Origin of the sequence: uncultured Bradyrhizobium sp. (assembly GCF_936943645.1) — a bacterium.
Lineage (GTDB): Bacteria > Pseudomonadota > Alphaproteobacteria > Rhizobiales > Xanthobacteraceae > Bradyrhizobium.
Window position 1 is genome coordinate 1 of the sequence record NZ_CAKZJO010000099.1, and the last position, 6,174, is coordinate 6,174.

Here is a 6,174-nt window from a genome sequence, read left to right on the forward strand (position 1 = left end):
TGCTGCGGGGCAATCGCAGCTTCACGCACGCGAAGAAACCCATGACGCAGTACGATTAGCGAAGCGTAATCCGCCAACTTGGCTCCGCATGTGCCGATGCGTGGCGGATTACGCTTCGCTAATCCGCCCTACGGCATCACCCCTCCCGCTCCCGCAGCAACGCCTCGACATCCAGCCGCTTGGTGAACATCGCAAGCTTGCCGTCCGGCCCGAACGGCCACTGCTCCCGCGGCTTGTCCCGATACAGCTCCACGCCGTTCTGATCGGGGTCGCGCAGATACAGCGCTTCGCTGACGCCGTGATCGCTGGCGCCGTCCAGCGCAATGCCGGCCGTGAGCACCCGATGCAGCGCGTCCGCCAGCGCCGGCCGCGTCGGATAGAGGATTGCGGTGTGATAAAGTCCCGTGGCATCAGGCGGCGGCGGCGAGCCGCCCTTGCTCTCCCAGGTGTTGAGCCCGATGTGGTGATGATAGCCGCCGGCCGAGATGAAGGCCGCGCCCGAGCCCATCTTCTGCATCAGCTCGAAGCCGAGCACGCCGCAATAGAAGCCGAGTGCGCGATCGAGATCGGCGACCTTGAGATGGACGTGGCCGATCCTCGTGTCGGCATCAACGGTGTTCTGCGACATGTGAATGCTCCCTCGAAAACATGCACATAGGGCGGGCCCCGGGGCGGCGCTACGGCCGATCCCGAAACCCAGCGTTTCCTGATGCGCAATTGCGCATCGCGAACGGGAAAGGCTCTAGGCCAGCTCCCTCACCTCGCCCTCGGGCAGCTCGAACTCGAACGTGTTCAGCGTCATCGACACCATCGTGTAATAGCCGCACAACCCGATCACCTCGACGACGCCGCGTTCGCCGAGCAGCTTCAGCGCCTCGTCGTAGAGCCCCTTCTCGACGCCGTGGCCTTCATGCAGCGATTTGGCGAGGTCGTAGATCATCTTGCCCCTGGGATCGTCGAAATCGGGCGTGCGCCGGTCGCGGATCGCGTCGATGGTCTCGGGTGCCATGCCGCCGGCGAGCGCGAGGCGCTTATGCGCATACCATTCGTAATGCGCAGTCCAGTGCCGCGCCGTCACCAGGATCGCGATCTCCGAGAGCTTTGCCGGAAAGATGGTGTCGTAGCGCAGCACTTCGCCGAGCCGCGTGGCGTGCCGGGCCATGTCGGGGCTGTTGAGCCAGGCCATCATCGGCGCCGGCGGCTTGCCGCGCTTGCCCGCAATCGACTCGTCATAGGTCTGCCGCTGGCTCTCGTTCATTTCGCCAGGCGAAAGAAGTTTCAGGCGCATCGTCGTTTCCTTTTTGTTTTCAAGCGCTGCCGTCGCCGCGACTATAGCGGAATGCGGCCCGTGGAAGTGGTTGAATTCCGCGAGAGCTTGGCCCAGAGTCGCCGCCAACAAGTCGATTTTGATTGATGGAAACGACCATGAGTGAGACTGAGAACGCCGAACTCGAAACATTCCGCAACGAGACGCGCGCCTGGCTGGAAGCCAATTGCCCGCCGGAGATGCGCAAGCCCGCGACGTCGGATGCCGACGTGTTCTGGGGCGGACGCAACACCAAGTTTTCGTCCGAGCCGCAGCGCATCTGGTTCGAGCGCATGCGCGACAAGGGCTGGACCGTGCCGGACTGGCCCAGGGAGTATGGCGGCGGCGGCCTCAGCGCGGCCGAGCACAAGGTGCTGCGCGCCGAGATGGCGAAGATGGGCGCACGCCCGCCGCTGTCGAGCTTCGGCATCTGGATGCTCGGGCCGGCGCTGCTGAAATACGGCAACGACGCCCAGAAGAAGGAGCATCTGCCGAAGATCGCAGCCGGCGAGATTCGCTGGTGCCAGGGCTATTCCGAGCCGAATGCCGGCTCCGATCTCGCTTCGCTGCAGACCCGCGCCGAGAGCGACGGCGACGACTTCGTCATCACGGGCTCGAAGATCTGGACCTCCTACGCCAACTACGCCGACTGGATCTTCTGTCTCGTCCGCACCGATCCCGCTGCCAAGAAGCACGACGGCATCAGCTTCATCCTGTTCGACATGACCTCGAAGGGCGTCACGACCAAGCCGATCCTCCTGATCTCCGGCTATTCGCCGTTCTGCGAAACCTTCTTCGACGGCGTCCGCGTGCCGAAATCGCATGTGGTCGGCACCGTCAATCGCGGTTGGGACGTCGCGAAATATCTGCTGCAGCACGAGCGCGCGATGATCTCTGGCATGGGCGAGCGCGGCGTCGGCCGTCCGCTCGGCCAGATCGCGGCCGACTCCGTCGGCACGGATGCGCTGGGGCGGCTCGACGATTCCATGCTGCGCGGGAAGATCGCGACGTTCGACGTCGATGAGGCCGCGCTCGCGGCCTGCGCCGAGCGCGCGGTCGATCTCGCCAAGGCGGGCCAGGCGCATCCGGCCTTCTCGTCGGCGATGAAATATTACGGCACCGAGCTCAACAAGCGCCGCTACGAGATTCTGATGTCGGCCGGCGGCGTCGATGCGCTGGAATGGGAGAGCGAGCGCTCCAGGCAGGGCGCCCGTCCGCGCGCCTGGCTGCGCACCAAGGCCAATTCGATCGAAGGCGGCACCACCGAGGTGATGCTCGGCATCGTTGCCAAGCGCATCCTGGATCTGCCGGGGGCGTAGGGGCGCGCACTCTCACCACCCGTCATTCCGGGGCGCGACGAAGTCGCGAGCCCGGAATCCATAACCACGAATCGGGATTATGGATTCCGGGCCTGCGCCTTACGGCGCATCCCGGAATGACGAAGACCAATAGATTACTCATCGGAAACACGCACATGGCCCTCGTCCTCACCGAAGAACAATCGATGCTCCGCGATAGCGCGCGCGGGCTGATCAGCGACAAGGCGCCGGTGTCGCATCTGCGGCACCTGCGCGATGCTAAGGATCCCACCGGCTTCTCCAAGGAGCTGTGGCATTCCTTCGCCGAGATGGGCTTTGCCGGCCTCCTGGTGCCGGAAGAGTTCGGCGGCAGCGGGCTCGGCCATGTCGAGGCTGGCGTCGTGATGGAGGAGATCGGCCGCACCTTGATGCCGTCGCCTTTCCTCGCAACTAGCGTGGTCGCAGCTTCCGCGCTGGCCCGCGGCGGCAACGCCGCGCAGAAATCGGAATATCTGCCGAAGATCTCCAACGGCTCGCTGCTCGCGACGCTGGCGATCGACGAAGGCGCCAAGCATCGCCCGCTGCAGACCAGCCTGCAGGCCGTGCGTGCCGGCAACGGTTTCAAGCTTTCCGGCGCCAAGGCGCTGGTGGTCGATGGTCACGTCGCCGACCTGTTGATCGTGGCGGCACGCACCGCGGGCGCTGCCGGCGAACGTGACGGCCTGACGCTGTTCCTGGTGAACCCAAAGGCCAAGGGCGTCGCGATCGAGCGCACGGTGATGGTCGACGCGCACAATGCGGCGCGGATCGAGTTGGCCAATGTGGAGGTCAATGCCGACAGCGTGCTCGGCGAGGTCGATCAGGGCGCCGCCCTGCTCGACGGCGTGCTCGACATCGGCCGCGGCGCGGTTGCTGCCGAGATGGTCGGCCTCAGCGAGGAAGTCTTCAACCGCACCGTCGAGTATCTGAAGAACCGCAAGCAGTTCGGCAAGCTGATCGGCGAATTCCAGGCGCTGCAGCATCGCGCCGCCGAACTCTATGTCGACATCGAGATCACCCGCGCCGCCACCATGAAGGCGCTGCAGGCGCTGGACGCCGATGTCGCCAAGGCGGCATCAAGCGTCGCCGTCGCCAAGGCACGCGCCGGCACCACCGCCACGCGCGCGGTGCAGGAGGGCGTGCAGATGCATGGCGGCATGGGCATGACCGACCAGTTCGACATCGGCTTCTTCATGAAGCGCGCAAGGGTTTGCGAGGAGCTGTTCGGCGATGCCAATTACCACACTGAGCAGCTGGCCCGCGCGCGGGGGTATTGAGGCGCACCGTCACGTCATACTGACTGTCATCGCCCGCGAAGGCGGGCGATCCAGTACGCCGCGGCTTTTCCGCATGCGATTGGCGTCTCGGAATACTGGATCGCCCGGTCAAGCCGGGCGATGACAGTCGAGAGTGTGGAGGGCGCTCGCGCCCCAACCCCGTCATTGCGAGGAGCTCTTGCGACGAAGCAATCCAGACTGTCACCGCGGAGGGATTCTGGATTGCTTCGCTGCGCTCGCAATGACGTCGGAGAGACCCTTTACCTCATCGGCGGCGCATACTGCACGCCGCCGGCGTTCCACAGCTGGTTCATGCCGCGCGGGATCTTCAGCTTGGACTTCTCGCCGATGTTGCGCTCGTACATCTCGCCGTAATTGCCGACGTGGCGGATGATGCGGACGGCCCAGTCCTTGGTGAGGCCGAGCTGCTCGCCGTAATTGCCTTCGGTGCCGACGAGGCGCATCACTTCGGGCTTCTTCGACTTCAGGGCCTCGTCGATGTTCTCGGAGGTGACCCCAAGCTCCTCGGCATTGATCATCGCGTACAGCGTCCACTTCACGATCATCATCCAGTCGTCGTCGCGCTGGCGCACGACAGGCGCGAGCGGCTCCTTGGAGATCATGTCCGGCAGGATCATGTGGTCGCCGGGTTTCGACAGGTTCAGCCTGAGCGCATAGAGCTGCGAGACGTCGGCGGAGAACGTGTCGCACTTGCCGGTGTCGTAGGCCTTCACGACCTCGTCCAGCTTGTCGAACTTCATCTCGTCGTACTTCATGTTGTTGGCTTTGAAGTAGTCCTTGACGTTGAGCGCGGTCGTCGTGCCGGCCTGGACGCAGACCTTGCTGCCATCAAGATCCAGCGAGGTCTCCTTGTTGCGCGAGCGCGGCAGCATGAAGCCGGCGCCGTCGTAATAGGCGACCGCGGGGAAATAGAGGTCGTAGTCGAGCTCGCGCGCCATGCTCCAGGTCGAGTTGCGCGAGAGGATGTCTACCTTGCGGCTCTGCAATTCCTTGAAGCGCTCGCTGGCATCGAGCGGGATGAACTTCGCCTTGCCCGGGTCGTTGAAGATCGCCGCGGCGACCGCGCGGCAGAAATCGACGTCGAAGCCGGCCCAGTTCTTGTTGTCCTCGGAATACGAGAAGCCCGGCAGCCCCTTGTTGACGCCGCACAGCACCTCGCCGCGGCGCACGGTGCGCTTCAGCGTGCGGGTATCGTAGAATTCATAGATGATGGCCAGAACGGCGACCAGCACGGCGACGGCGAGCCCGATCAGCAGGCCGCCACGAAAGGTGCGCATCATGTTGCTCTCTCGAAAAAATCGGGAAAAGTAATGGGGAGGAGGGCGCGGAGCATGACCCCTTCGGATCATGCTCCGACGGTGGAATTACAGTTCGGGCTTCTGCCGGATCACGACCTTGGTGCCGACAGGGACGCGGTCGTAGAGATCGGCGACGTCATTGTTGACGAGACGGAAGCAGCCCGAGGACACCTTGGTGCCGATCGTATCGGGGCGGTTGGTGCCGTGGATGCGGTAGACCGTGGTGCCGAGATACATGGCGCGGGCGCCGAGCGGATTGCCGGGGCCGCCGGCCATGAAGCGCGGCAGATAGGGCTGGCGCTGGATCATCTCCGGCGGCGGCGTCCAGTCCGGCCATTCCTTCTTGTTGGTGATGGTCACGAGGCCCTGCCACTGGAAGCCGTCGCGGCCGACGCCGATGCCGTAGCGGATCGCACGCCCGCCCGGCTGCACCAGATAGAGGTGCCGCTCGGCCGTCGAGACGATGATGGTGCCGGGCGGTTCGGTGGTGCGGAAGTAGACCACCTGCTTCTGCCATTCCGGATCGAGCTGGTAGGCGTCGTCGGCGACCAGCCCCGGCTCGTCGCCGCGGTCGGGCTGCTGCGCCGAGGCGAAGGGCGTGGACAGGACGAGGCTCAAGGCCGCGACGGAGGCCGCCACGAACAGCCCGGTCAGGCGACGAAAATCGGTCATGTGATGCTCTCCCCGCTGCCACAGCGCAAATCATTCGAACCATCAAACCTGAGGGGCAAGTTCATGGCAAGTTGATGGCGCGCCGCCCTGGTATGTCACGAGAATGCCTATGGTTTTTTGACGGGAGCGGGCAATGCCACAAACAGGGGATGGCGCGAAAAGCCTAGATCGCCGCCGCAGCGGTAGTGCGCTCCCTCCCCCGCTCGCGGGCTACAGTATTCACACATCTCTGTTCGAGCCTTCCACGCATCAAGCCGAAAATG

General features: G+C 64.4%; 6 protein-coding genes. 2 read left to right on the forward strand and 4 right to left on the reverse strand.

All coding sequences use genetic code 11. From position 1 onward, the window contains the following. Window positions 1-136 precede the first annotated feature (136 nt). Together Q0743_RS28260 and Q0743_RS28265 are read right to left on the reverse strand one after the other, a co-directional pair. Complete coding sequence (locus tag Q0743_RS28260; protein WP_298244747.1) at window positions 137-628, reverse strand: VOC family protein; 492 nt, start codon at window positions 626-628, stop codon at window positions 137-139. A gap of 114 nt (window positions 629-742) precedes the next feature. Further along, complete coding sequence (locus tag Q0743_RS28265) at window positions 743-1,288, reverse strand: carboxymuconolactone decarboxylase family protein (RefSeq protein ID WP_298244748.1); 546 nt, start codon at window positions 1,286-1,288, stop codon at window positions 743-745. A 137-nt stretch (window positions 1,289-1,425) separates the two neighbouring features. Between Q0743_RS28265 and Q0743_RS28270 the strand changes: the two genes are divergently transcribed. After that, window positions 1,426-2,625 carry an acyl-CoA dehydrogenase family protein gene (locus Q0743_RS28270; protein WP_298244749.1) on the forward strand — a complete coding sequence of 400 codons (1,200 nt, stop codon included), beginning with the start codon at window positions 1,426-1,428 and terminating at the stop codon, window positions 2,623-2,625. A gap of 155 nt (window positions 2,626-2,780) precedes the next feature. Then, complete coding sequence (locus Q0743_RS28275; protein WP_298244750.1) at window positions 2,781-3,920, forward strand: acyl-CoA dehydrogenase family protein; 1,140 nt, start codon at window positions 2,781-2,783, stop codon at window positions 3,918-3,920. Window positions 3,921-4,180: 260 nt separating this feature from the next. Here Q0743_RS28275 and Q0743_RS28280 read toward each other — a convergent pair whose 3' ends face one another. Both Q0743_RS28280 and Q0743_RS28285 read right to left on the reverse strand, forming a co-directional pair. Beyond that, a complete protein-coding gene (locus Q0743_RS28280; protein WP_298244752.1) occupies window positions 4,181-5,218 on the reverse strand; it encodes an amino acid ABC transporter substrate-binding protein in 1,038 nt (345 codons plus the stop codon). 87 nt (window positions 5,219-5,305) lie between these two features. Then, window positions 5,306-5,911: a L,D-transpeptidase gene (locus Q0743_RS28285; RefSeq protein ID WP_298244751.1), complete on the reverse strand. Its 606-nt coding sequence runs from the start codon at window positions 5,909-5,911 to the stop codon at window positions 5,306-5,308. Window positions 5,912-6,174: the final 263 nt, after the last annotated feature.